We start from the raw sequence: 24010 nt of genomic DNA, 5'->3' as shown, positions 1-24010 counted from the left end.
AAGCAGTCATAAAAAGCCACGCCGAATGAACTGCACCCCAGAAGTTGGACACCTATCCAACCTCTGGGGTGTTTTTCATGGCGAAGTACAGTGAACGATTTAAGACGGATATTGCCCGGGACGGTGCGCAAGGCATCGTAGGGCCGAGAGAACCGGCCCGGAAGCATGGGCTGGATTATTCGATGGTTCGCCGCTGGGTCGAGAGCTGCTGTCGGCATGGCGCGAGTGGGCTGCAGAAGAAGTACGGCCGTTACGACACGCCATTCAAGCTGCGGATGCTCAAGCGTATCCAGGACCAAGCGCTGACACACAGGCCGGCTGCAGCGATATTCCAGATCCGCAGCGCGACAACATCGGGTCTTTCGGATACCGCTGCGCTGGTGTAACGCGATCAGCACGCGCCATCATCTCCCCCCTACGCCGCAGTAGAGGAAGAAAACGCGCCTCCAAACCTTGCGATGACGAGCTGTCATCAATCAAGCCAAAGGCACCGGGGCACATGCATGCTTTTAACGCCGTAGAATCAGTCACGAAAAACCCGAGGAGATTATCTCCTCGGGTCGTATAGCCAAGATCCCGATACCCGAGTTCTACTCAGGAATTCAGAGGCTTCTGTGACAGTCTGACGGATCAGCCAGAATAACTGCAATCAGGCTATTGCAGAAAATATCTGAATACAGTCTCGTCGTTGACTTCTGGCACGAACAGTCCGAGATCGCCAAGAATTCGCTTCGTCTGACGACTAGAGATCACGGTTCCTTTTTCTACATGGACCTTTTTCGGCACGTAGCCCTTTAGCTGCAGGACATCGATATCGTCGGCAAATAGATATTCCGCATCGATAGAGTTACCTTTGTCTTTGTGCGCCAGAAGAAGATGAATAAAATCGCTGTAATTCACTAGATTAATCTGATCGTCACTCACGGCGTTATAGCGCGCCACCAGATCAGGAAAACTCAGAGACTCTTCGCTGGACAAGTGATAAACCGGCTCCATCCTCTGCACCTGAGACAGTACCCGGACTGCCCTGGCGACATAGTCAACAGGCAGCACGGACGTTTCAATGAGCGGCTCCTTAAAACTGCAGCCAAGCGCCCGGACTGTACGCATCAATCGGGTTAACCATTGCTTGTCGTCGCCGCGCCCCGTCTGTTGGCTACCGGAAACCAGTCCCAAACGAACAACAGAGATGTCGAAACCGCGCTGTCTTGCCTGAAGCATCAGATTCTCCGCCATCCATTTGGTCGCAACATAACCGTTATCACTGGTATGTCGTTCGTTGGATATCTCCGTGGTCTCGTCAACGATGCGCACTGGCTGCGTACCAAAAATTCCAGTCGTCGATAGATAAACGATGCGTTTCGGGCGCTTTTCACTGGCCAGTTTCAGGATTTCTTCAACACTATCGACATTTGCAGTCTTCATTTCCTGATAGCTGGCAAGATGATTCATGTAGGTTGCACAGTGATAGATGGTGCCGACAGCATCAGCCAGATGTTCTTGGTCGGCCTGATTCATGCCAAGCATTGGCTTGTCAATGTCACCCGACACAATCTTGATCCGGTCTTCGAAATGATCGTGCCAGAGATGGTTGTCTATCAAGCAGCGCCTGAGCCGTTGACGAGCAGCATTTTCATTCTGCCCTCTTAGCAGGCAGTAAACAGTATTATCGGAGCGCATCAACAGTTCATGTAACAGATAACGCCCCACAAATCCTGTGGCCCCCGTAATTAAAAGTCCATCCCCTTTTACTGCATCGCTACCTGGAAGCGAGGGCATGATTGGGTCGAGTAGTTTGCCTGGCTGTATTGAATGCGCAGCACGGCCGCTGCCGGCTTCTACAAGAGTGCGAACCGTGCGATGGCTATAGATCGACTTGAGTAGCAATGCGCTTCCTGTTTCCTGGTTGATCCGGTGTATGAGCTTGATTGCCATTATTGAATTGCCGCCAAGATGGAAAAAATCATCATCAACGCCAATCCGGTCAATCCCCAATACCTCCTGCCAGATCTCGCACACCTGTTGCTGCATAGCATTTTGCGGAGCTGCATAATGCGCGCTCTGTGCCAAGCGGGTGGGCTCTGGCAAGGCGAGACGATTGAGCTTGCCATTCAATGTCAGAGGCACATGGCTGATTTCCGTGAACGTAGCGGGCACCATGTAGGATGGCAACTTCGCAGATATCTGCTCCTTCACAGCATCGCGCCAGTCATCCTTCTCCGGAACCACGTAAGCGGCCAGATACGATTGACCGTTGTGCTCCTTGTCAATAACGATCGCCTGCCTGACGCCTTCGCAGGTTAGGAGCACCTTTTCCACTTCAGTCAGTTCAATCCGGTACCCACGAATTTTTACCTGGCTGTCATTGCGGCCGAGGTATTTCAAGGTACCTTCTGGCAACCAACGAACAAGATCGCCCGTCTTGTACATCCGTGAATACGCTGGATCACCGGAATCGATCTCAAATGGATTGGCAACAAATCTGTCCTCCGTCAAGGCAGGATTATTTAGATAGCCTCGAGCAAGCCCAGGACCTGAAATGAAAAGCTCACCCGGCGTACCGATTGGGGCCAGTCTGCCGCTTTGCAGAACATACGCTCTTGTGCCGGGAAGCGGACGGCCAATAATGCTACCTTCGTTTTCCAGATGTGGACGGTGGAGGGTCGTCTCACCAGTTTCCGTCGGACCATAGTAATTGAGCACAGCAATCTGCCGTAGATCGATCGCGCCGAGGTGGTTATCGGTTAGGTTCTCGCCACTAAAATACAGCTGGCGGATATCGCCACCCAGTGCGCCGGAATCGCATAACAATGGTAGCTGCGATGGTACAAGGTGGCAGGCATTGATCCGATGTAGCTCCTGTAGGGCACTGATTTCGTCAATATCAAACGATGAGCGCGCGATAACGATCTTCGCACCGGTCATGAGGTGCGAGAAGAGATCCGAGACGGATACGTCAAAGATATAGTTAGTCTTGAATAGATAAGTGTTGCCCGCGGTCTGGCTTGCAATCGACATGGCGTGGCTACGGCAAACTGCGGCACGATGCTCCATCGCCACCCCTTTGGGTGTTCCAGTAGTCCCCGAGGTGTAAATCACGTAAGCGAGGGAACTGGGCAACGCTGACACTGAAAGCGGACCAGCGGGCGCCGCAGGCGCCTTGAATTTGTCGGCCAGCAGGCAGGTGTCTTGGCAAAACGAACTCGCCAGCTCACCCAACCTCTTTTGATAATGAGCGTTGGTGAGCACCAAGCTGGCGTGGGTGTCGTCCAGAATGTACTTTGTGCGTGCATCCGGAAAGTCGGGTGAAATAGGCACATAGGCGCCGCCGGCTTTCAGTACGGCCAGAATACTGATGACCATGTCCAGCCCGCGATCAAGATACAATCCAATCAAAGTGTCTGGCTGCATCGTGCGCTGGTAATGGTGCTGGAATCTGTCTCGTATATGATGGGCCAGTAGATTTGCCCGCAAGTCCAGTTCCGCGTACGTCAGGCTCTCGTTACCACATATGAGTGCGGTCTTCCGTGGCGTTTTCGCGACCTGCTCTTCAAAGCACTGGTGAAGAGTCTTATCTAGAGGAAAGGCGCTACCCGTACCGCTCCACTCGGCAAGCCGCTTTCGCTCCGCGTCAGATATCACATCGATGTCTTTTATCCGTTGATCCGTGCATTGCACCATTGCCATCAGCACCTGTTGGAAGATGCCGGCGACACATTCAATGCTTTCGGATTCAAACAGGCTGGTGGCATAGTTAAAGTTACCGCGGATACAGCCATGGCAATCAGACAGGAACAGGCTAAGGTCAAATTTCGCTGGCGACGGGACGCCATACCCATTGAGTGGTTCCAGTGGCAGGTTATTTGCGATCTTTTCGCCAAAATTCTGCAGACTGAACATGATCTGGAAAAGTGGATGACGGCTGCTGTCGCGATCTATCTGAAGCAGATCGAGCAGCCGGTCAAACGGCAAATCCTGATGCGCTCGCGCTGCGCCAACCATCTGATGTGTCTGCCGGATCAAAGTGCCGAGGGCAACGTCGTTGTCGACGCGGCCCCGCATGACCAGCGTATTGACCAAGAGGCCGATAATCGACTCACACTGGAAATGATGCCGGTTATCCGACGGCGTGCCGACAACCAGATCGGATTGTCCTGTCCAGCGATTCAGGGTGATATAAAAGCCCGTCAGCAATATGCAGTAAAGCGTCGTTGCCTCTTTCCTTGCTAGCTGACGTAGCTGCTCAGACAGACTGGCGCTCAGTTCAATGCGGAAATCTTGTCCTTGGTGGTCGAATTCCACGGGGCGAGGGCTGTCGGCAGGCAGCCGAAGTGGTTCGACATCTGCCAGCGCCTGACGCCAGAACGCTGCTTGCTCTCTTTCAATGGTGCTGATCCACGTGCGATGCCATGCTGAATAGTCACCGTAGGTCAGCGTCAGCGGAGGAAGTGTGGGTACGTCTCCTCTGGTCAAGGCATCGTAGACAATGGCCAGTTCATTCATGAGCAAATCTACAGACCATCCGTCTACAGCAATATGATGGAAGTTCAGCAAGAGGTAGCTTTTCTCTTGCGATGTAAATAACGACACGCGAACCGGCAGTTCACAGCCAAGATTAAACGGCCGTGATGACTCCTTCTCTATCGCTTGCTCGAGCGCATTCCGACAGGAGAAATCTCCGATTGACCGTAGCGATAATGGGACGGTCAGAAAATGCTGGTAATAGTTGTTGTCACGACCTATCTGGTAGACGGTTCGCAACACCGAGTGGCGCTCGATCAGAAGATTGAACGCCTCGATGAAGCGTGGAAGATCCAGGTCACGGCAAGCTTTAAATAGAAATGGAATATGGTAGGCATGGGTGCCCTGGTTAAACCGCTCTATGAAAAGCATTCTCTCTTGAGCATGAGATAACGGGCATACAGACATTTCAGTTCTTGGAATCTGAATGCATTCTTCCTTTCGAACATGTGCCGCAATGCCTGCAATATGGTTGTGCTGATAAAGCAGCGAGAGCGGCACTGAAAGGTTAAGCCTGCCCTTCATCTCCGAAATCAGCTTTGTGGCAAGGATGGAATTTCCGCCAAGATGGAAAAAATTATCTTCAATTCCTACGACCGGAATGCTCAGGACATCTTGCCAGACTCTGCACAGCGCGCTTTCTAGCGAATTGCGTGGCGCAATATACTCAGACTCCCGCACCCATTCCGGTTCTGGCAGTGCCCGACGATCAAGTTTGCCACTGACAGTCAGAGGGAGCGCATCCAGGTAAGTAAATGTGGCCGGTATCATGTATTCCGGTAACGTGCTTGACAGCTCTTTGACGAGGCTGGCCCTGGAGGAGACCGCACCTGGCGATGGCACTACATAAGCTGCGAGGTACCGGTCAACTCCTTTTTCCTTGTCAACGACCGCTGCTTGTCTGATCGTGGAAAGGGCTACCAGTGCGCTCTCAATTTCTCCCAGCTCAATGCGATAGCCTCGGATTTTTACCTGACAATCCGAGCGGCCATTAAACGCAAGATTGCCGTCTGGCAAGCAATGGACGAGATCTCCCGTTTTGTACAGCCGGGCATAACCGCATGCTTCATCCTGTTCGGTTGCAAATGGATTGCTTATGAACCGCTCCGCTGTCAGTTCCGGGCGGTTGAGATAACCCCGTGCCACGCCGGTGCCGGCAATGTACAGCTCCCCGATCTTTCCTGGGGCAACGGGCTGCAGTCCGTCGTCCAATACATAAACGCGGCGTCCTTCAATAGGTTTGCCAATAGGTACGCTATCGTCAAATGCCTTAGCGCAGTCATAGATTGTTGTAAAAGTGGTGCCTTCGGTCGGTCCGTATGCATTTAGTACCCGTTGAGGCCGATCTTTTCGCGACATGAGGTCACGGATGAAGTCCGCAGTCAGTGCTTCCCCTCCCACCAGCAGATAGCGAAGTGTGGAAAACAGATCTGGCTTCTGAACATAAAAAGAATCGAACAGTGCTCGTGTCAGAAGCAAAATGGACACCTTATGCCGCACAAATAGCTGAGCCAACGATTCTGGCGAATGGTGTTCTTTTGAAGGAATGACCAGCGTCGCCCCCTGAGTCAAAGCCCCCCAGAGTTCAAAGGTCGCTGCATCAAAGCTAGGGTCTGACAGATGGACGAACACGTCTCTGGGCGATATGTCGATGTAGCTGACGTTATGTACCATCGAGACGATACCTTGCTGTTCGACGAGTACACCTTTTGGACGGCCCGTAGTACCTGACGTGTAAATGACGTATGCCAGATCCGCTCCGGAAATCTTCACTGAAAGGTTACTGGAGGGATGTCGCGCCGTAGTCAATGTGTCAACCGCGACGATTTCTGCTGGATTCTCGCCTTGATCCCCCATGGCTGACAATGACGAGCGATGATTCTCCCTAGTCAGAATTAGGGGCGCCTGTGTGTCTTGAAGGATAAATGTAGTCCTCGCCGCAGGATAAGCAGGCGAAATGGGCACATAGGCTCCACCCGCTTTGATGACAGCCAGCATGCTTACGACCATATCCACGCAGCGATCAAAATATAATGCCACCAGGGTACCGGCAGGCATGGGTTTTCGGTTTGCCTGAAGGTAGCGATCGCGAATTTCTCTTGCCAGTCGATTGGCTCTTTTATTCAGTTCATGATAGTTAATTGATTCACTTTCAGTCACCAAAGCACAGTTTCTTCCAGAATGCCTGGCGTGATATTCAAATAGTTTATTCAGAGGCAGAATATCCGTATCTCTTAACATTTTTTCTTCTCACTCTTTGGTATACATCAGACGGAACAAAAAGAGATTGATTAATTTTTTTTGCGCACCGCTAACGGCGCGAAAATGGCAGCGCAAATCGAATGGGCGCATGCCGAAGGAGCAGATGCGCTACAACACACTGTTACGCCGGTTCGCTGGATTGACTATCGAAGACGTGGCGTTGGACTACCCTGTCTTACCGGAGAGCCAGGTTCGACAGCTGGAACACACAGTGGCCGGGGTTTTCTTTGCGGAGATCATGAGTCTGGCCAAGCGGAGTAGCCCGCTGCCGTGGGAACACTTATCCGTGGGCGGCATGCTGAGCCCCGCGCGCATCGGCCGAAAAAGCGTCCTGCCGAAGTCTGTTTTTGAGATGCCGGCCGGGGCACGGGTTGGCAAAGCCAACAACGTGAAGATACGTGCTTGCAAGCCGCTAGCTCTAAAGACGTACGGGGATACATTGCATGAAAGAAGCCTAGCGTCGATGGTGTGATAGCGACCATCTTCCGATGCCATATACCGAGCATCAGCGAACCGACTTCATTGGTTCGTTGGGTGACTTGCACTGCGGGCGCGGTAGGCGCCTCAGCTAATGCAGTCGATAAGCAATCGACGCTCATGAAGCCGATTAATCCTTGGATATCCATTTTATTTGCAAGTAATCACTCATGAATGAGCACACGGATATGTATTTGCGATATTGAACATTAATAATTCACGTCACATTCATCGCAATAATAGAAACAGATCAATTATTTTCTGTCTTTTATTTCGCATGATTGCGTTCGATGTTTTCGTCAGGGATGCTTATATTCAGCATGCACGTGCGAAAATCATATGTGGATTTGTCTCATAAGCGCAGAGTGAGTCCTGATACTGACTTAGGGAATCTCTGAACAAGTCTGCCCTGATGTGCTGAAATGGCGACATGGATTCCGGAGCCGTCCGATGACGCAAATGAGCTTCTCCGATGCCGGGTATGCCGGCAAGCGGACGCGGACACGGCGCGAAGTGTTCCTGTGGGAGGTGGCTAGGTGGTGCCTTGGGATGCGCTGTTGATGCTGATCGAGCCGCACTATCCGAAGGCAGGGAAAGGCCGTCATCCCTATCCGATCAAGACACCGCAGGATAAGTACGCCTGCGATGGCCTGAAAGGGCCTGCCGTGGCAAGAAATACCGGGAAAAGGGCCGTTTGGACGGCTCAATCGAAAGGAGCCGCATTTTTCAGGACAACGTTGCGGGTGTTGAGAGTCAGAGGCAGCCTCGCGTTAGCTTGTTCAGAGCATTCTTAGCTATAGTTCTCGCTCAAAATATGTCACCAGCAAATGACGGGGTGCTGGTAAGGCTGATGTTCCTACCACGCTCACCAATTACGGCACTTTGCCTTTAAGCTGGGCTGCATCCAGGATCATTATTTCCCAATGCCATACCAACTCTTTCAGCGTTGACACTCGCAAAAAGATAGTCCTTGATGCACAAGATCATCGCGAGCTTAGGAGAAGTTGCAACACAAGGCAGCAGGAGTAGATTTGCTACCGATGCTTACTGGCTAGAGCTACCTGACCATGGGCGCCCGTTGCCGCTCGCATTCGTCATCGTTTTTGACGCGCACGCATATAACCCAGCGATCTTTACGCACCTTGGAATCAAGTACCCACTTGAGATCCAACGCGCTGTCACTAACCGTCAAGCTGAATTCCTCGCGGGTCGCCTTGCAGCACGTGAAGCAATGTGTCGTTTAGGCATACATAGCGCGGAACTCAACATAGGCCCCTTGAGGCAGCCGCTATGGCCAAATGGAGTCACCGGAAGCATCACTCATGTGAACTCTCTTTGTGCAGCCATCGCCGTCTCGTCAGATATGGTGAAAGGTATTGGTATCGATATTGAACGCACCATGGAAACCAGTACTGCCGATGCGGTCAGCGATATCGTTCTAACGGACGAAGAGCGGGCAATACTCCCCACAAAAAATTGCCATATTGCCCCGAATATGCTGCTGACTATCGTTTTCTCCGCAAAAGAAAGCTTCTTTAAAGCTACGTCATCGCATGTTGGGCGTTACTTTGAGTTTCATGCCTTACGGCTAATCCACTTCGACGCAGCAAAAGGGCGATTAACATTCATAATTGCTGAGTCACTTTCCCCAGTATTACGCCCAGGCCAAGTATTCGATGCTTGCTTTAGAGTTATCGACTCGCAAACGGTACTTACAAGTTTTGTGTGGTAAGACACAAGCCACACGTAACTACGTAACTGGCGAAAAAATTTCGTTATAAAACATCGGTTAAAAAACATGCATATAGCGGCGTGAATTGTGCGCGGTACGCTCGCGCAAGTACCCTCCGCCACAGCCCGCGACTTCGTAGACAACCGTTAGGGAACCTCTGAACAAGGCAGCCCTGATGTGCTGAAATGGCGGCATGGATTCCGGAGCCGTGCGATGACGCAAATGAGCTTCTCCGATGCCGACTATGCCGGCAAGCGCAAGCGGACGTTGCCACCCTTCTTTGATGCTGACGCCCGATCACGCTGACCGGGTGGTGTGTTGAAAATGACTTGATCAGAGCATCCTTAACGCGCCTCCTCGGCAGAGGCGCGCCGGGCGTTCCAGCCATCGGATTCAGCCGATGGCCATTTCCGATTCCATGCCCGGCGCACTTCCAAATCAGCTGTTCCTCACAGCCCGGCACTGAACCAGAATGCCCTCACGCCATTGATTCAGCGCAAGCCCGTCTCGGCACGTGCAATCACCAGGCGCTGAATTTCGCTGGTGCCTTCGTAGATCTCCGTGATCTTCGCATCGCGGAAATAGCGCTCCAGCGGCATCTCCTTCGAGTAACCCATGCCGCCGTGGATTTGCACGGCCTGATGCGTAATCCACATCGCGGCTTCCGACGCAACCAGCTTGGCCACCGAAGCCTCAGTACCGAAACGTCCGCCATTCTTTTCCGCCTGGCCTTTTGTCCATGCTGCACGCAGCGTCAGCAGCGTTGCCGCGTCCAGCTTGCACTTCATGTCGGCAATCTTGGCTTGCGTCATCTGGAAGGTGCCGATCGGATGGCCGAACGCCTTGCGGTCACGCGACCACTGCAACGTCGCTTCATAGGCAGCACGCGCAATACCGACAGCTTGCGAAGCGATACCGATGCGGCCCGCATCCAGCACGCCCATGGCAATCGAAAAGCCCTTGCCTTCCTCGCCCAGCAAATCATCCTTGGCGCAAACGTAATCATTGAATTCGATTTCACAGGTAGCCGATGCACGGATGCCGAGCTTCGGCTCCGTCTTGCCAGCGTGGAAACCGGGCTTCTGCGTATCGATGATGAAAGCCGACACGCCCTTCGCGCCAATGCCCGGCGTAGTGATCGCAAACAACACGATGTAGCGCGCGACCGGGCCGGACGTAATCCAGCTCTTCTTACCGTTGATCACCCAATCGCCATCGGCATTTTTCGAGGCACGCGTGTGCATGGCCGATGCGTCCGAACCCGACTGCGGTTCCGTCAGCGCATAGGCGCCAATCGCCTCACCCTCTGCAATCGCGCGCACGTACTTCTGCTTCTGCGCTTCCGTGCCATGCTTCAGGATGCCGTTGCAGAACAGCGAGTTGTTCACCGACATGATGGTCGAGGTGGCTGCATCCGCCGCCGCGATTTCGATCATCGCCAACACATAGCCCACCGGGTCCAGCCCGGCACCGCCGTACTCGTGCGGCACTTCGATACCCATCAACCCCAGTTGCCCCATCTCGCGGATGTTTTCCAACGGGAACTCGCCCTTGGCATCCAGCTCGGCCGCAACCGGTACGATGCGCTTTTGCGCAAAGTCACGGGCAATGGCCTGAATGGACAACTGGTCTTCGGTGAAACGGAAATCCATGGGAGCTCCAGCTAAAAATAATTGGGGAAGCCCGCCATTTTAGCGAGATAGCCCATATGAGCTTGTGCGAGTGCAGCAGAGCGGCGGCCGGCCACACGATCATCGGGCCGCGTGGCGTCGCTAACGGGCACGGCTCGATGGACCCGCAGCGCCTCTCGCATGGCATTAGCGAATGCCGTCAACGCCGTGCTTTCCCGCCCTGCCGTTCCGCCCTTGACGCTTTCCCTGTCCCCGCCTAACCTAGTCATCTCTATATCGCGATATAAGGATGCACGATGGATCTGGCGACTGCCTCCAGCGTGTTGCGCCTATTGGCCGATCCCACTCGCGTGCGGCTTCTGGCCCTGTTGGAACGGGAGGAACTGACCGTCGCCGAGTTGGCCGCGGTCCTGCATCTGGCGCAACCGCGCGTCTCCACGCACTTGGCCAAGCTGAAAGAGGCCGAACTGGTGCGCGACCGGCGTGCCGGCGTCTCGGCTTATTACCGCGCCAATAGCGAAGGTGACGAACGCCGGCATGCGCTGATTCGCTCACTGCGCGAAAGCATCGACGATGCCCTGCTGCGGGAAGACGCTGCGCGTCTCTCCGGCGTATTGGCGCGACGCGCCCGCGAAGAAGGCTGGGCCGACACGGTGGCCGGCGACATGGAACGGCATTACTCGCCGGGCCGCACTTGGGAAACGCTCACCCGCTCGCTGCTGCAATTGCTGGAAACCGGCGACGTGCTGGATATCGCTTCCGGCGACGGCGTCACCGCCGAACTCCTGGCGCCGCACGCACGCTCGATCGTCTGCATCGATGCCAGCGAACGCGTGGTCGAAGCGGCAGCCAAGCGGCTCACACCATTCCACAACGTGCAGGTGCGTCGAGGCGACATGCATGCCCTGGCGCTGGAAGATCATCGCTTCGACCTTGTACTGATGTTGCATGCACTCACCTACTCGGAGCAGCCGGCCAAGGCCATGGCCGAGGCGGCGCGCGTGCTGCGCCCCAAGGGCAAGGTGCTGGCGGTGACCTTGGATAAGCACGACCACCCTGCCGTGGTGGAACCCTTCGACCATCGCAATCTCGGCTTCACCCAAGACGATCTCACTCACCTGGCCACCCAGGCCGGCCTCAACGTGCTCAGCTGCAGCCGCCTCACCCGCGAGCGCAAGGCGCCGCATTTCGAGGTCATCAGCATGCTGGCATGCAAGCCCTAAGGAATTTTCCATGAGCAGTCTTCTTCCCTGGCGTCATCCCGATCGCGTGGCTTTGCTGGAAGCCGCCATGCGCGAACGCATCCTGATTCTCGACGGCGGCATGGGCACCATGCTGCAGGGGCATCGCCTGGATGAAGACGGATTTCGCGGCGAACGTTTCGCCCACGGCCATGACAGCCAGCATGCACACACGCACGACCATCCAGGCAGCTGCGACCTGAAGGGCAACAATGACCTGCTCACGCTCACCAAGCCGGACATCATCCGCGGTGTGCACGAAGCGTATCTGGAAGCCGGCGCCGACCTGGTCGAAACCAACACCTTCAACTCCACGCGCATCAGCCAGGCGGATTACCATCTGGAACATCTCGCCTACGAATTGAACCGCGAAGGTGCCAGGCTGGCACGCGCAGCGTGCGATGCCTACACCGCGAAAACCCCGGCCAAGCCGCGCTTCGTGATCGGCGTGCTCGGCCCCACCAGCCGCACTGCCTCGCTCTCGCCGGACGTCAACGATCCAGGTTTTCGCAACGTCACCTTCGAAGAACTCGCCGCCAACTACGGCGAGTCGGCCAGCGGCCTGATCGATGGCGGCGCGGACATCATCATGGTGGAAACCATTTTCGACACACTCAACGCGAAAGCAGCGCTGTTCGCGCTGAGCGAACTGTTCCGCGCACGCGGCAGCCGCTTGCCGGTGATGATCTCCGGCACCATCACCGACCGCTCCGGCCGCACCCTCTCAGGTCAAACCGCCGAAGCGTTCTATTACTCGGTCAAACACATCCGCCCGCTTTCCGTCGGCTTGAACTGCGCGCTCGGCGCAGCGGACCTGCGCCCGCATGTGCAAACGCTTTCCAATATTGCCGAGTGCTACGTCAGCACGCACCCCAATGCGGGCTTGCCCAATGCCTTCGGCGAATACGACGAAACACCGGCGCAGATGGCCGCGGTAATCGGCGGATTTGCACGCGATGGCCTGCTCAACATGGTCGGCGGCTGCTGCGGTACGACTCCCGCGCACATCAAGGCGATTGCCGAGGCGGTAAGTCATTACGCGCCACGTGGGTTGTCTGCCGAAACGCAAGCAGCGGCATGAGCGGGGGATTCACCCCCGTCTTCGTCATTGCGCAACCTGCCCTCAGGATTGCGCCCTCATCGCACCCGTCTTCCCATAAAGAAGCAGCCTAAAAAAACGCGCCTCACTGATGAATACCACCCGCTACACCCGTCTCTCCGGCCTCGAACCCCTGGTCATCACACCCGACCTGCTCTTCGTCAACGTGGGCGAACGCACCAACGTCACCGGCTCGGCGCAATTCAAGAAGCTCATAAAAGAAGAGCGCTACGAAGAAGCCGTCGACGTCGCACGCCAGCAAGTTGCCAATGGCGCGCAGATCATCGACGTCAACATGGACGAAGGCCTGATCGATTCCGAAGCGGCCATGACCCGCTTTCTCAATCTGATCGCCGCCGAGCCCGACATCGCACGCGTACCCGTGATGGTTGACTCCTCCAAATGGAGCGTGATCGAGGCTGGCCTGCGCTGCCTGCAAGGCAAGGGCGTGGTCAATTCCATCTCCATGAAGGAAGGCGAGGACCTCTTCCTCGACCACGCCCGTAAAGTGCTCGAATACGGCGCCGCCGTGGTGGTCATGGCCTTCGACGAACAAGGCCAGGCGGATACCTGCGAACGCAAGGTCGAGATCTGTTCGCGTGCGTACAAGCTGCTCACCGAAAAACTCGACTTTCCACCCGAAGACATCATCTTCGATCCCAACATCTTCGCCATCGCCACCGGCATCGAAGAACACAACAACTACGCTGTCGACTTCATCGAAGCCACGCGCGAGCTGAAAAAGCGCTTCCCGCTCAGCCATGTGTCGGGTGGTGTTTCCAATGTGTCGTTCTCGTTCCGCGGCAACAACACCATGCGCGAAGCGATCCATTCCGTCTTCCTCTATCACGCCATCAAGGCCGGCATGGACATGGGCATCGTCAACGCCGGTGCGTTGACGATCTACGACGACGTCCCCGAGGAGCTTCGCGAGCGCGTGGAAGACGTAGTGCTCAACCGCCGCCCGGATGCCACCGAGCGACTGCTTGAAATCGCCGATCGCTACAAGGCCAAGAAAGGCGAAACCGTCACGGAAAACCTCGCCTGGCGTGACAAGCCGGTGCACGAACGCCTGGCGCACGCCCTGGTACATGGCATCGATCAGTTTGTCGACGAAGACACCGAAGAGGCACGCCAGCAGTCCAACCGTCCGCTCGACGTGATCGAAGGCCCGCTGATGGCCGGCATGAATATCGTCGGCGATCTGTTCGGCGCCGGCAAAATGTTTCTGCCGCAAGTGGTGAAGTCCGCGCGTGTGATGAAGAAGGCCGTGGCCTATCTTCTGCCTTACATCGAAGAGGAAAAACGGCGCACCGGCGACGTCGGCAAGAACAACGGCACCATCGTCATGGCGACGGTCAAAGGCGATGTGCATGACATCGGCAAGAACATCGTGGGTGTCGTACTTCGCTGCAACAACTTCGAAGTGATCGATCTCGGCGTGATGGTGCCAGCGCAAAAAATCCTCGACACCGCACGTGAACACAACGCCGACCTGATCGGCCTGTCCGGCCTCATCACGCCGTCGCTGGAGGAAATGAGCCAGGTCGCCAAAGAAATGCAGCGCCAGGACTTCCAGATTCCACTGCTGATCGGCGGCGCCACCACCTCACGCGCGCACACGGCACTGAAAATCGAACCGCACTACACCTCACCCACCGTGTGGGTGAAAGATGCCTCACGCGCCGTCGGCGTCGCGCAATCGTTGGTCAGCAAGGAACTGGTCGACAACTTCATGGCCAAGATCCGTGCCGAATACGCAGATATTCGCGAGCGCCACAAACAACGCGGGTCCGCCAAGCCGCTGGTGCCGCTGGAACACGCACGCAAGCAACACTTCACCTGCGACTGGGCCAACTACGCGCCGCCGCAGCCCCATCAACCCGGCCTCACCGTCTTCAACGATTACGATCTCGCCGAACTGCGCGCGTACATCGACTGGACACCGTTCTTCCAGGCCTGGGAACTGGCCGGCCGTTATCCGGCCATTCTCACCGACAACGTCGTCGGCAAGCAGGCCACCGAACTATTCGCCGACGCTCAAGCCATGCTCGATCGCCTCATCGCCGAGCGCTGGCTCACGGCACGCGCGGTGATCGGTTTCTGGCCTGCCAGCAGCGTCGGCGACGATGTCGAGATTGAACTTCCCTCCGATGGCAAAGGCCCTTCTCGCGCCACGCTTCACCACCTTCGCCAGCAAGCCGAAAAACCCGTCGAACGCCCGGACTTCTGCCTCGCCGATTTCATCGCGCCAAAAGAGGCAAACAAGCGCGACTGGATCGGTGGCTTCGCCGTCACGGCCGGTATCGGCATCGAAGAACACGTCGCCCGATTCGAAGCCGAGCATGACGACTACTCCGCCATCCTGCTCAAGGCCCTCGCCGACCGTCTCGCCGAAGCCTTCGCCGAACGGATGCACGAACGCGTACGTCGCGAGTTCTGGGGATATCAACCCGACGAAACGCTCGACAACAGCGCCCTGATCGACGAGCAATACCGCGGCATCCGCCCCGCTCCCGGCTATCCCGCCTGCCCCGATCACACCGAGAAAGCCACGCTGTTCCAGTTGCTCGACGCCACCCACAACGCCGGCATCCAACTGACCGACGGCTTTGCCATGTACCCCACTGCCGCCGTATCCGGCTGGTACTTCTCACATCCCCATAGCCAATATTTTGTGGTTGGCCGGATAACACGCGAACAAGTCGAGGACTACGCCAAGCGCAAAGGCTGGACGCGCGAAGAGGCCGAACGCTGGCTCGCACCCAACCTCGATTACGATCCGGAATAACTCACATGACCGGTCGCCGGGTAGCGCTATACAAGAGGTAGCGCTCACGCAGCACCTCCGCATCACGCAAAGGTGCATGCCAACACAAGTCACGATGGCTCAGCGGTACCGGCATTCCGGCCCTGCCGCATATGCACCACCAGGTTATAGACCGACACGAACACCGGGAAAAAATTGGAAAGGATGCCCACCGAATCGTTCTTGCCAAACACAAAGTAAGCCAGCAGCAACGCGCTACCCGTCACCGACATCCACCAGAACGCCAACGGCATCACCACCCGCTTGTACTTGCGCGTGTAATACAACTGCACGAACCAGCGCCCGGTAAACATCAGCGTGCCCATATAGCCGATAACCTTCCACGGCGTAATGTGGAAATGCTGCAGCGATTGCAGGATATGCGACAGATCGAAATGCATGGGGAAGCCGCTCGGCGAGGGAACGCGCCATTTTAGCCGCCCGAGCTGGCGCCAAGAAGAAAAACCACACGGCCCGGAATACCGCAGCCAGCCTAGGCTCAGCCCCTTTTCCAACATTGCAATGCGATGACACCAGCCAACCCGGCGTATTGACCCGAGCCGCCACAGCCCGTATAGTTTCGCGCTCCCGGCGGGCGGTTAGCTCAGCGGTAGAGCACTGCCTTCACACGGCAGGTGTCACAAGTTCGATCCTTGTACCGCCCACCAATAAATTCAAGTACTTCAGTAGTTTTCAGCGCCATCGAAAACATTGAGTGCGGAAAGAGCACGGAAAACCGCCTCTGTAAAAAGAGACGGTTTTTTTGTTGTGTAAAAATTCTGATGTAGCAGTCTGTTTGGAGCAAACTACACTGGCTCATGACATCTGAGAAAATGCCAATGTCTCTTGCCTGTTAGGGTAGCCATGATCACGTCCATCAAGTAGGCGCGTAGGCACGCTCCACGTGCAGCGACTTTCCTTCGCCATGCAACTTCCAACGTGGTTGTATTAAGCGGTCGCCTGGGACGACGCTCGACTAGCGCGCTAGCGGCTCCGGGACTTGACTTTGCACTGATTGTTACCTCGCGGGATGGTTACCGGCAGCAGGCTTTGAGGTAACCTGCTGATGCTGTTAGGGGACAATGGGGAAGGGATATGGCCGGTCACGGAAACCGTGGGCTTTGGATAAAGCTGTTTATTTACCTGCTCGTCTTAATCGCAAGCAGCGCGTTACACGCTCAGCAGCAAGGGACAGTCACTTACGTCTACACCGATCCGCAGGGAACACCGCTTGCGGAAGCTGACGCCAATGGCAACATCACGAAGACATACGATTACACGCCTTACGGAACGACCGCCTTAGGCACCCCGCCAAATGGGCCGGGTTATACGGGGCACGTTAACGACCCCGAGACGAATCTCGTCTATATGCAAGGACGGTATTACGATCCGGCAACTGGACACTTTCTAAGTGTCGATCCGGTAAGTGTAGTGCCGGGTAATTCGTCCAATTTCAACCGGTACGCTTACGCAAACAATAATCCGATTGTAAACGTCGATCCAAATGGTAGACAGACCCTACCGCTTTCGAACGAATTAGGTACGGATGATCCAGCCATAATTAGTCAGGTGCAGGTGGCGCAGATAAATAACGCTGACGCTTTTATGGATGTTGCGGATCAGCTGACGCAACCGCTAGTTGCAGAAGCTCCCGAGCTTAGTGCCGTTCCAGCCGGGATTAGCGCATTAGCCGACTTCATGTTCGGGGCATCCAAAGCCGCCGCGACGCTAGAACCCGCAGCCGTCCGCGTCGATGAGTTGAAAAACATTCTCGATCCTGTTGCTCAGAATCATCGGACGATTGCTGTTTTAGATACAACGCAAGGGGTACGGGTTCTCGGGCAAGGTGGGCGAGATTTAAACCCAGCACAGCGCGCCACGCAAAAAGCCGGGGAGGCTTTGGCTAAAATGCCGAATGAGCATGGTGAAATTACAGTGCTTACGCATGCGAGCAATAATGGACTTACCCCGTCATCGATCACAGCTTCAAGGCCGTTCTGCTCGGATTGCACTAAGGCTATTCAGCAGTCCGGGGGTACCATCACCAGCCCAACAACCGCGACATGGCATACGCCACTACAATGAACGTAATCAAATATGACGAGCCAGCACTAGTGCAAAGGCTGGCTAAACTTCCGAGGAATTCTGCTGTTGTCTTTGCCTTGTGCTGCGCGACTCGCCAAATGAGTGCTTTCGAAGCTTACGCAGAGAAGTTTGCTCCAGCAGCGCGAGAGGTGCCACTCCATCTTGTTGACGAACTTTGGAAGCTTGCAGGCTTAGGAGAGTCCGATTCAATTCCTTGGGCTGAGCAGCTGGCCATCCTTGAAGCGCTGTTCCCAGGAGAGCAGCACCATTGGGCACCGCTGCATGTATACGGCGAAAATGCGCTGTACTCGTTGACGTACACAATTCGCTATCTATTGACCAATGATCCTCAGGAGGCGGCTTATGCAGCGCGCCTCGCTTACGAAGCGGCAGATCAGGCAGCGTTGCGGCTGTTAGATAACTATCGCGATTCGCCGGATATAGAGGAGCTTGTAATATCGAGTGAAGTTGTGCAGCGAGAGTTGCGTCGTCAGGCGGAAGACCTACGTGCGTTAGAGACTAATACGCCTGGAACGGTCCTCCAGCTCAAGATTTTGGCGTTCAAGAACCGGCTGCTTACAGAGCATGAGATGCTTGCTTAAACTTTGTGCGCTTAGCCTCAATAGTTGTCGCAGAAATTGACTCGTGGTGGCGAGTAGGCACATAGGCGCGCTCCGCGTGTAGTGGCTTTCCTTCGCCACGCAACTTCCAACGTGGTTGTATAGGCGGTCGGCTAGGACGGTGCGCGACCAGCGCGCTAGCGGCTCTGGCCTGCCGGAGGGCCGGTCAGTCATGGGGCAGCTCGACGCCTATATTCAGTGCTCGCAGCGCAGCGAGTATTTGAGCCCGTGCATCGCATTCGGCGGGCAGCAAGAGATGCGCCCTGCATTGGCCGATGCGGCCGAAAACTCACCGCGCACACCGCCTCACTCCCGCCATGCCACGCGGCGACGGATCATCGCGCCGTTCCACTGATACATAGAACGTGTCTATGCCGACGTGCAGAATCTCGCCCGGAGGCGAAGTCACGGCAGACCGTTCAATGAAACCGAAATCAATTCCAGAGCCACGGATCGGAACCACACGAGTCGAATGCGGATACCTTACTCAGAAGAAAACCGTCCGGCCATCCTCAGCTTTCGTTGTCCCAAAACACGTCGACCGCATCGCGATTCATGATGCCCCATATGGGCGTGCCCAGTCGCACCAGGCCCGTGCGTATGCGATGGATGGATTCGTCGTAAACAGAGATGCGAAAGATCATCTGGTACTTCGAGGTGGTGAGCCACATCGACAGTGGGACGGACAGCCAGAAGGTGTTCGATTTGGCGTGCAGGATGCGCAAACCGTTGGCGTCGGCCCAATCCCGCAGCAATGCCCTGGCATTCTGGTAATGGCGCCAGCTCAGCCAGGTTACTCCGGCGATCAGCAGCAAAAAGAGCAGCGGCGTGGCTCTGGTCATCATGCTTCCAAGGATTCCCCGTGCGAAGCGTAAGCGCTGCTGCACAACTGCGCAATGTGCTCAACACCAGCAGGTTGTTCAGGACATGATGAAGAAACTGCAATTCGAAATAGATCAATTCGAATTGCCCCGCGCAACAGATGACAACGGTGCCGCGCGAGGGTTGCTCCATTAAGCAGGCGCGTATGTCAACCTGATCACGTCCTCGCCGATTAAATCGCTAGCCACCAGGCGCAGCGGCGGCCGGGGGCCCGTGAAGAATGGCTTGCCGTGACCAAGCACGACCGGGCGAAGGTAGAGTCGATACTCGTCGATAAGACCAAGGTCGGTCAGGCTTCGCGCCAAGTCCGGGCCGGCGACATCGATCTCCCCGGCACGCTCGGCCTTCAGTCCACGTATCACCGCCTCGATGTCATCGGCAATAAGGAGGGCGTTAGGTCCGACTGATTTCAGCGAGCGCGACACGACCCACTTCGGCAGGCGTCGCCACACTGCCGCAAAGGCGTGATCCTCCGTATCCCAATCAGCCTGATCCTCGTCCCAATAACGCATGATCTCGTACGTACGGCGTCCGTACACCAGGCCCGTCAGGTTGCGCACGTGCTCGACGAAGTGGCGAGAGACCAATGGCCCGGGGGGCCCTAATTTCTGATGGTCGACATAGCCATCCAGGGATTGTGACAATCCGAACACTAGCTTTGCCATGGAAAAACCCCCACTGGAGAGCCCTCAGGATAGTCGTGGTGCGAGTGCCTTGGAACCCGCCTATTCATGACGACGACGAGTGGCGAAACGCTAATCATGGATGCGTTACAACCACAGTTGAGCTTCAAAGCGGATCATGATCAGTCAAACAAGCGATGACGTCATGAACTACAGGTAGCCAGTCTCTGCAGATCATTGCATGGATAGGTGCGCAGGGTAATGCCGACTCGTCAAGCAACCGCCGCGCACCTATCCGGTTCCTACATGACGCCCACTTGTGCCCTCAAGCTAACAGTTGCCGCTACTTTCCCGAAACCGCATCTGCGCGCTGCTTCGCCAGTTGGGCTTCGAAGCTTTCACGTGCACTTTTCGCGTAAGCGCGGCATCCCATCGGATCTATCAACGCATCCGCATCGCCTTGTTGACGCTTGGCTACACGCTCCCAGAAATCCACCATTTCCGGATGCGGACCAAGTGCAATATCACAAGGCAATGCCGCGACCATTGCGAAGCTGTGTTCGAAATCCTTGACGACACCCGGATACTGCGGGTTGCCGATCAATTTGAAATCGGGGGCTGACAGGCTACCGACGTCGACCACATGCAGACAACGCTTGCTCTCGCATGATGTCCAAGTCCACGTGGTGTTGCCTTTGGTATGACCCGGTGTCGCGTGCGCGGTCAGCACCAGGCTCCCCAATTGCAGGCGTTCGCCATCAGCCACCGTACGTGTTACATGCACCGGCGGGAACAGGAATCTGTCGCCATATTCCGGATCGTCGTGACCACCACGTTCCAGCAAAGCTGTATCCGCGGCGCCGGCGATGACCTGCGCCCCTGTGTCACGCGCGAGTTGCGCGATGCCTCCGGCGTGGTCGCAATGCGCGTGCGAATTGAGAATCCATTTGATGTCGCGGAGAGGGATGCCAAGTTTCCGGATATGGGTTTCGATCAGCGATGTGTGCCCCGGCAAGCCGCCGTCGATCAGGACATCGCCCGTAGGGGCCGTAATAAGCAAGACGGAGAGACCGCGAGGCCCGACATACCAAGTATTGCCGTAGATTCGAAACGGCTTCTGCGGAGCCGTCCATGAAGGATCGTGCGCGCAGGAGGAATAGTTCGCAACGTTCGCCTGCCCTGACGGGGGCGGCAGCGCATACGCACGTTGCACGATCAAACCGGAAACAAGCATCACCGCGATCAACAGGCGCATAGGCAAATCCTTTTCTTGGAAGCGCGCAGGATAGATGCGCAGTCGGCCTTGTCGCGTGCTCATCCATGGCACTTCGCAGGCCAACTCTCGCGTTTTGCAGATAACGGCCACGAAGCTTGGAATGGCTTGCGCCAATGTGGTCAGTTGCTGCATACGCTCTCGCAGCGTCGCGATCTTCCGCATCAGGTGCGCGACGCTTCCTCAAGCACCTTCCCTGCGATGGCGTGCAACGTCGATCTCAGACTTGCAAATACAGGGAAAGCCTAATGGCTTCGGGCGCATCGCTTTGCTCGAATCCATGCAAGAGCAAGGGACTCCAAACCGAACGGGTTGATCCGGCTGATTACGTGGAGCACATCCGTATCGATGTCAACGCCCAACTCGCCCTTTTACGCCGTTACTCGACGCACGTCTTCCGACATCACCCACAACAGAACGAAGAGAAGGCCAGGTGCGAATCGCGCACCTGGCCCCCTGGCATCACTTCTTCACGGCGTAGAGCTGCGACAGGTAATCAGGCGCCCCTTCTTCACGTACCAGGTGCGGATACTTCAGTCCGCCGTGGTAAGGAATCTGCAGGGTCTTATACTCGTCGAAGTTCTTTACCAGCAGCGTGATCGGCGCGGTGCTGTCCTTGGCTTCCGTCACCGCTTCTTTCATGTTTTCGGCATTGAAGTCCTTGCCATTGACCGCAACGATGGTCATCCCCGGTGACAGGCCCGCCTTGAACGCAGGACCGTCCCAACGCACATCGCGCAGCTTGCCATCGCCTGACGTGCTGAAGCCGACCGAATAAGTAAGATCGAAGCCCTTAATGTGATACTCCGCCATCAGCGCCTTGATGACGTCGGACTCCTTGTCGGTATACACCAGCTTCCAGCCCTCGGCGGCGATGCCGTCAGTCACCTTCTGGTGACCGTCCAGGCGCGTGCGCAGGAACGTGCTCCAATCGTACGGCTCGATCTTATTGAGTTCGTCGACCACATTCTGGAAGGTGTAAGTGTTGATGTCCCAGGCACCGGGATGGACTCCGAAGAAGCCGCTCGCGAAATCGTCCAGCGAACGCTTGTCGTGGCTGAGCGCACGCAACTTGGCATCCACTGCCAGCCAGATCATCTGGCCAGCGGAATAGTAGTCCTCGCTGCCCTGGTAATTGCGATACGCCAGCGGCGCACGCTGGGCGATGACCGGATCGTTGGTGGTGTCCTGAATGTTGCGCCAGCTCAGGAAGCCCGGTCGATCCATGTCGTAAGTCGCGGCAACGTAGGCGAGCTTGGCCAGGCCCGTCTCCGTGTTCTCCAGGCCGGTGCGAACAGCCATCACGTTACCCCAGAACTGGGTCTGGCCCTCGTACACCCACAGCAGGCTGTCGCCCATGGGCACATTGAAATTGGGTGTCCACAAGTCGGCTGGGCGGCGGTACTTGCCGTCCCAGGAATGGTTGAACTCGTGGGTCAGCAAGTCATGCGGCGTACTCAAATTCCATTTAGTGAAGAAATCGGCGCCGGTGCCGTCTTCACTGGAACGATGATGTTCAAGCCCCTTCCCGCTCATCTTGTCCGACAACCAGAACAGGAAGTCGTAATGATCGAAGTGAAAAGCTCCGTACAACCGCTGATATTGGGCCGGGATAGTGCGCAGGGCCGCGAGCGCATCCGGCGGCACCACCAATTCCTTGGGCGTATCCGCGATGATGTCCATGTAGATCGGCGGATACTTCGTGCCAGGATCCAGATTGAGACGCTCGAAATACTTGCCGGCGATGAGCGGCGAGTCGACCAGATCCACGTAAGCGATCGGCTTGAAGGTATAAGTATCGCCCTGCTGGCTCTGCACCCGCAGCGCCGAGCCAAACTTCCAGCCTGCAGGCAACGTGACACTGGGGTCGGTCATGATCTGGCGGGCATAGTAGCCAGCCGGATACATCGTCACCTTGCTCCATGCAAGATCCAGCATTTCCGGGGTCATCCGGATCGATCCCTCGCTGCGGTTCTGTGCCGTCAGAAGCTGGAAGTCGACATCAATGCTGCTGACACCGGCTGGCACGTCGATGCGAAAAGCATAGACGTTGTACTGATCGCGTTCCCACGTCAGCGCCTTGCCATTGGCCCGGATCATCAGCCCGGCGACCTTGCTGATCGGGCCGCTGGGTTCGTGGTCACCGGGAATCCACTGCGGATACAACAAGTACATCGGGCCAGGCTTGACCGGAATGCTCTCGTGCACGCTGAAGATCCGATGGTCAATGTCGGTGGCATTGACATTGACCTTCATGGTGCCCGGATACGGAATGTTCTGCGGCGGCGGCACATTGTCGCTGCGGGACTGGTCTTGCGGAACCGTGGCGGTATCAACAGGGGCGGCATGCGCGATCAACGGCGTCATGCCTGATAAGGCAACCAGCAGGGCGGTCGCAAGCACAGTAGTTTTCATTTGGACTCCAGATGGGTTTTTGCTTCGCTGCAGCGAAACGGTGGTACGCAGGTGAATCAACGACGTAGTGCAAAGCTTCCACGTAAGGCAAACAATGCGAAGACAGTCGCGAAAACCCTGACGGAACGCTTCATCGGAAAGACATGTCTCGTTACCAGGAAGACACGGCCTGCGGATGGACGGGTGAGCCGGAGATCGCGGCATACATTGATCCTCCAGACACTGCCCCGCAGCGCACGCAGGCGGGAGTGCCGGAAGTCACACTGCGTACAGGCTTGCAGCGATTGGCACGCCTCCCGTCGGGCCTGAAACGATCTCACCAAGCAGATGAGATACGCGA

Annotated in this window: 16 protein-coding genes, 1 tRNA gene and 1 pseudogene; 11 read left to right on the top strand and 7 right to left on the bottom strand. The window is 56.1% G+C overall.

The features are described from left to right. Window positions 1-77 precede the first annotated feature (77 nt). Window positions 78-386 (top strand): transposase, encoded by a 309-nt coding sequence (locus AC4HNJ_RS13175; protein WP_490480042.1) that lies wholly within the window; start codon window positions 78-80, stop codon window positions 384-386. 268 nt (window positions 387-654) lie between these two features. Here the strand turns inward: AC4HNJ_RS13175 and AC4HNJ_RS13170 are convergent, their stop codons facing one another. Next, entirely contained in the window at window positions 655-6762 is a 6108-nt protein-coding gene (locus AC4HNJ_RS13170) for a non-ribosomal peptide synthetase (RefSeq protein WP_490480041.1), read from the bottom strand. A 109-nt stretch (window positions 6763-6871) separates the two neighbouring features. Here AC4HNJ_RS13170 and AC4HNJ_RS13165 point away from each other — a divergent pair, with 109 nt between their 5' ends. From AC4HNJ_RS13165 to AC4HNJ_RS13155, 3 genes and pseudogenes are all read left to right on the top strand, one after another. Continuing rightward, window positions 6872-7255, top strand: a complete 384-nt coding sequence (locus AC4HNJ_RS13165; protein WP_490480040.1) for a hypothetical protein — start codon at window positions 6872-6874, stop codon at window positions 7253-7255. Window positions 7256-7710: 455 nt separating this feature from the next. Further along, window positions 7711-7877: pseudogene (locus tag AC4HNJ_RS13160) on the top strand (IS5/IS1182 family transposase); the annotation flags it as partial. A 356-nt stretch (window positions 7878-8233) separates the two neighbouring features. Beyond that, the gene (locus AC4HNJ_RS13155) at window positions 8234-8992 is read left to right on the top strand and encodes a 4'-phosphopantetheinyl transferase family protein (protein WP_490480039.1); all 759 of its coding nucleotides are present in this window, start codon (window positions 8234-8236) and stop codon (window positions 8990-8992) included. A gap of 491 nt (window positions 8993-9483) precedes the next feature. On the opposite strand, the gene AC4HNJ_RS13150 is transcribed toward AC4HNJ_RS13155, so the two are convergent. After that, window positions 9484-10644, bottom strand: coding sequence for an acyl-CoA dehydrogenase family protein (locus tag AC4HNJ_RS13150; RefSeq protein ID WP_490480038.1), 1161 nt, complete (start codon window positions 10642-10644; stop codon window positions 9484-9486). A 275-nt stretch (window positions 10645-10919) separates the two neighbouring features. Between AC4HNJ_RS13150 and AC4HNJ_RS13145 the strand changes: the two genes are divergently transcribed. The 3 genes from AC4HNJ_RS13145 to metH all read left to right on the top strand — a co-directional run bounded on the left by AC4HNJ_RS13145 (window position 10920) and on the right by metH (window position 15754). Further along, on the top strand, window positions 10920-11846 hold the full coding sequence (locus AC4HNJ_RS13145; RefSeq protein ID WP_490480037.1) for an ArsR/SmtB family transcription factor: 927 nt from the start codon (window positions 10920-10922) through the stop codon (window positions 11844-11846). 10 nt (window positions 11847-11856) lie between these two features. Further along, window positions 11857-12945 (top strand): homocysteine S-methyltransferase family protein, encoded by a 1089-nt coding sequence (locus AC4HNJ_RS13140; RefSeq protein WP_490480036.1) that lies wholly within the window; start codon window positions 11857-11859, stop codon window positions 12943-12945. 109 nt (window positions 12946-13054) lie between these two features. Further along, entirely contained in the window at window positions 13055-15754 is a 2700-nt protein-coding gene (metH, locus tag AC4HNJ_RS13135; protein WP_490480035.1) for a methionine synthase, read from the top strand. A gap of 89 nt (window positions 15755-15843) precedes the next feature. On the opposite strand, the gene AC4HNJ_RS13130 is transcribed toward metH, so the two are convergent. Further along, entirely contained in the window at window positions 15844-16173 is a 330-nt protein-coding gene (locus AC4HNJ_RS13130; protein ID WP_490480034.1) for a lipid-A-disaccharide synthase N-terminal domain-containing protein, read from the bottom strand. 192 nt (window positions 16174-16365) lie between these two features. Between AC4HNJ_RS13130 and AC4HNJ_RS13125 the strand changes: the two genes are divergently transcribed. The 4 genes from AC4HNJ_RS13125 to AC4HNJ_RS13110 all read left to right on the top strand — a co-directional run bounded on the left by AC4HNJ_RS13125 (window position 16366) and on the right by AC4HNJ_RS13110 (window position 18832). Further along, window positions 16366-16440, top strand: a tRNA-Val gene (locus AC4HNJ_RS13125). Between the two features lie 427 nt (window positions 16441-16867). After that, window positions 16868-17857: an RHS repeat-associated core domain-containing protein gene (locus AC4HNJ_RS13120; protein ID WP_490480033.1), complete on the top strand. Its 990-nt coding sequence runs from the start codon at window positions 16868-16870 to the stop codon at window positions 17855-17857. Then, entirely contained in the window at window positions 17836-18459 is a 624-nt protein-coding gene (locus AC4HNJ_RS13115) for a DUF416 family protein (protein WP_490480032.1), read from the top strand. The genes AC4HNJ_RS13120 and AC4HNJ_RS13115 overlap by 22 nt, the downstream gene beginning before the upstream one ends. Window positions 18460-18649: 190 nt before the next feature. Then, complete coding sequence (locus tag AC4HNJ_RS13110) at window positions 18650-18832, top strand: hypothetical protein (RefSeq protein ID WP_490480031.1); 183 nt, start codon at window positions 18650-18652, stop codon at window positions 18830-18832. A 157-nt stretch (window positions 18833-18989) separates the two neighbouring features. On the opposite strand, the gene AC4HNJ_RS13105 is transcribed toward AC4HNJ_RS13110, so the two are convergent. The 4 genes from AC4HNJ_RS13105 to AC4HNJ_RS13090 all read right to left on the bottom strand — a co-directional run bounded on the left by AC4HNJ_RS13105 (window position 18990) and on the right by AC4HNJ_RS13090 (window position 23670). Then, window positions 18990-19322, bottom strand: coding sequence for a hypothetical protein (locus AC4HNJ_RS13105; RefSeq protein ID WP_490480030.1), 333 nt, complete (start codon window positions 19320-19322; stop codon window positions 18990-18992). A gap of 168 nt (window positions 19323-19490) precedes the next feature. Next, the gene (locus AC4HNJ_RS13100; RefSeq protein WP_490480029.1) at window positions 19491-20024 is read right to left on the bottom strand and encodes a dihydrofolate reductase family protein; all 534 of its coding nucleotides are present in this window, start codon (window positions 20022-20024) and stop codon (window positions 19491-19493) included. Between the two features lie 301 nt (window positions 20025-20325). After that, on the bottom strand, window positions 20326-21420 hold the full coding sequence (gene bla / locus AC4HNJ_RS13095) for a subclass B3 metallo-beta-lactamase (protein ID WP_490480028.1): 1095 nt from the start codon (window positions 21418-21420) through the stop codon (window positions 20326-20328). 297 nt (window positions 21421-21717) lie between these two features. Then, complete coding sequence (locus tag AC4HNJ_RS13090) at window positions 21718-23670, bottom strand: M61 family metallopeptidase (protein WP_490480027.1); 1953 nt, start codon at window positions 23668-23670, stop codon at window positions 21718-21720. Between the last annotated feature and the right edge of the window lie 340 nt (window positions 23671-24010).

Source organism: Dyella sp. SYSU CM1112 (assembly GCF_058216415.1).
The sequence above is the reverse complement of the archived record's forward strand: the minus strand, read 5'-3'. Positions and strand labels throughout refer to the sequence as shown.

What these genes read in the sequence shown, in the direction of transcription:
- AC4HNJ_RS13175 (WP_490480042.1), top strand. Translation starts at nt 78, where the DNA reads ATGGCGAAGTACAGTGAACGATTTAAGACGGATATTGCCCGGGACGGT.
- AC4HNJ_RS13170 (WP_490480041.1), bottom strand. Translation starts at nt 6,762, where the DNA reads ATGTTAAGAGATACGGATATTCTGCCTCTGAATAAACTATTTGAATAT.
- AC4HNJ_RS13165 (WP_490480040.1), top strand. Translation starts at nt 6,872, where the DNA reads ATGCCGAAGGAGCAGATGCGCTACAACACACTGTTACGCCGGTTCGCT.
- AC4HNJ_RS13155 (WP_490480039.1), top strand. Translation starts at nt 8,234, where the DNA reads ATGCACAAGATCATCGCGAGCTTAGGAGAAGTTGCAACACAAGGCAGC.
- AC4HNJ_RS13150 (WP_490480038.1), bottom strand. Translation starts at nt 10,644, where the DNA reads ATGGATTTCCGTTTCACCGAAGACCAGTTGTCCATTCAGGCCATTGCC.
- AC4HNJ_RS13145 (WP_490480037.1), top strand. Translation starts at nt 10,920, where the DNA reads ATGGATCTGGCGACTGCCTCCAGCGTGTTGCGCCTATTGGCCGATCCC.
- AC4HNJ_RS13140 (WP_490480036.1), top strand. Translation starts at nt 11,857, where the DNA reads ATGAGCAGTCTTCTTCCCTGGCGTCATCCCGATCGCGTGGCTTTGCTG.
- metH (WP_490480035.1), top strand. Translation starts at nt 13,055, where the DNA reads ATGAATACCACCCGCTACACCCGTCTCTCCGGCCTCGAACCCCTGGTC.
- AC4HNJ_RS13130 (WP_490480034.1), bottom strand. Translation starts at nt 16,173, where the DNA reads ATGCATTTCGATCTGTCGCATATCCTGCAATCGCTGCAGCATTTCCAC.
- AC4HNJ_RS13120 (WP_490480033.1), top strand. Translation starts at nt 16,868, where the DNA reads ATGGCCGGTCACGGAAACCGTGGGCTTTGGATAAAGCTGTTTATTTAC.
- AC4HNJ_RS13115 (WP_490480032.1), top strand. Translation starts at nt 17,836, where the DNA reads ATGGCATACGCCACTACAATGAACGTAATCAAATATGACGAGCCAGCA.
- AC4HNJ_RS13110 (WP_490480031.1), top strand. Translation starts at nt 18,650, where the DNA reads ATGGGGCAGCTCGACGCCTATATTCAGTGCTCGCAGCGCAGCGAGTAT.
- AC4HNJ_RS13105 (WP_490480030.1), bottom strand. Translation starts at nt 19,322, where the DNA reads ATGATGACCAGAGCCACGCCGCTGCTCTTTTTGCTGCTGATCGCCGGA.
- AC4HNJ_RS13100 (WP_490480029.1), bottom strand. Translation starts at nt 20,024, where the DNA reads ATGGCAAAGCTAGTGTTCGGATTGTCACAATCCCTGGATGGCTATGTC.
- bla (WP_490480028.1), bottom strand. Translation starts at nt 21,420, where the DNA reads ATGCGGAAGATCGCGACGCTGCGAGAGCGTATGCAGCAACTGACCACA.
- AC4HNJ_RS13090 (WP_490480027.1), bottom strand. Translation starts at nt 23,670, where the DNA reads ATGAAAACTACTGTGCTTGCGACCGCCCTGCTGGTTGCCTTATCAGGC.